Raw genomic sequence first — 1702 nt, 5'->3', positions numbered from 1 at the left:
GCGCTAACCGCAAGGAGGCAGCTAACCACGGTAGGGTCAGCGACTGGGGTGAAGTCGTAACAAGGTAGCCGTAGGGGAACCTGCGGCTGGATCACCTCCTTTCTAAGGAAGCTGTGGAATTGGTAAGACGCTTTCGGCAAGTCTTTGACTTACCTAGAGATGAACCTTCCCGTGCTTTTTAGAACATAGATGGCGCCAGTCAGGTGATCATCGCAACGTAATACGCCGCAGACTTCGGTCATGACGGTATGGCGGGCTGCGCCGTCCACGTTTCTCTTTCTTCAAGAAGACAAAAAACCGCGTCGACCAGTTTAGGCTGGGCCGGTTCCCCGAATGGGCCCGTAGCTCAGTTGGTTAGAGCACACGCTTGATAAGCGTGGGGTCGGAAGTTCAAGTCTTCCCGGGCCCACCATTCGCATTTGCGGATGAGGGTTGGGAATGATGGAATATGGCTGATGCGGAAAGTTGCCGAACCTGGAGTATCTCAGGGTAACCTTTGGTTATCCCGGCCAGGCGATCGAGCTGATGGGGCTGTAGCTCAGCTGGGAGAGCACCTGCTTTGCAAGCAGGGGGTCAGCGGTTCGATCCCGCTCAGCTCCACCAAATCGATTGGTGTTGAGACTGACGGTTGACGGTTTTGTCTTTTGAAGAAAATAAAAGTTTGCATCGGCTTTGAGCCTGATGCCTGTTCTGCATACATTGTGAAGAGAAGATTGATCTGGAGGCTTCCAGGTGTTTTGGGTTTTGCCCGAAACGTCCGAGCCCAGTTCTGCTGATCCTATGGATGGCCTAGCCGGCCGGAGATAGGGGAAGGACTGGAGGTAGGAAGGGAGCTTGTCGCTCTGGATCGTTTATTGTTCGGTGCCTTTGGGCATTGTCTGATGAACGATCGGATTACCGTTGCCTGACCGCGCGGTATCGGATCCAATCTCGAGAAGCTGGTCTTAAGACCTGACACAAGCGAGCTGCTCGGCGTAGCTCCAATAAAGTGCTCAGGTCGAACACGTCGATGGCATTGTTGGATTGGCTGGGTTGTAAAAGGTAACCCGGTCTGTTGCCGTTCCTTTGGGGCGGTGGCGAGATGATGAGCATTGGCAATGAGAACGATTAAGTGTCGTAAGGGCATTTGGTGGATGCCTTGGCATGCACAGGCGATGAAGGACGTGATACGCTGCGAAAAGCCGTGGGGAGCTGCGAATGAGCTTTGATCCATGGATCTCCGAATGGGGCAACCCACCTTAAATACCTAGAAAATCTGTTTTGTTGCTTTGGTTGTGAGGGACTTCCTTCGTAGCGCAAAGCGCGTCGCCGGTCGTCCGGCGCGCCGTCCGCAGGCCTTCGGCCGCGAGGACAAAACAGGTTTCTAGGTATTGTGATAAGGTATCTGCACCTGAATACATAGGGTGTAAGAAGCGAACGCAGGGAACTGAAACATCTAAGTACCTGCAGGAAAGGACATCAACCGAGACTCCGCAAGTAGTGGCGAGCGAACGCGGACCAGGCCAGTGGCAATTGTGATTAAAGTGGAACGCTCTGGAAAGTGCGGCCGTAGTGGGTGACAGCCCCGTACGCGTAGATATTACGATTGTCCTAGAGTAGGGCGGGACACGAGAAATCCTGTCTGAACATGGGGAGACCACTCTCCAAGCCTAAGTACTCGTGCATGACCGATAGCGAACAAGTACCGTGAGGGAAAGGTGAA

The 1702-nt window shown here is 53.6% G+C and carries 2 tRNA genes and 2 rRNA genes; all 4 read left to right on the top strand.

The annotated features are described in order from the left end of the window. A 16S ribosomal RNA gene (locus EFD56_RS32420) occupies positions 1-102 on the top strand; the annotation flags it as partial. Between the two features lie 233 nt (positions 103-335). Then, positions 336-412 (top strand) — tRNA-Ile (locus EFD56_RS32415). Between the two features lie 115 nt (positions 413-527). Further along, positions 528-603, top strand: a tRNA-Ala gene (locus EFD56_RS32410). Between the two features lie 502 nt (positions 604-1105). Then, positions 1106-1702 (top strand): 23S ribosomal RNA (locus EFD56_RS32405); the annotation flags it as partial.

Source organism: Rhizobium phaseoli, assembly GCF_003985125.1.
Taxonomy (GTDB): Bacteria; Pseudomonadota; Alphaproteobacteria; order Rhizobiales; family Rhizobiaceae; genus Rhizobium; species Rhizobium phaseoli.
This window is presented reverse-complemented; position numbering and strand designations above follow the sequence as displayed.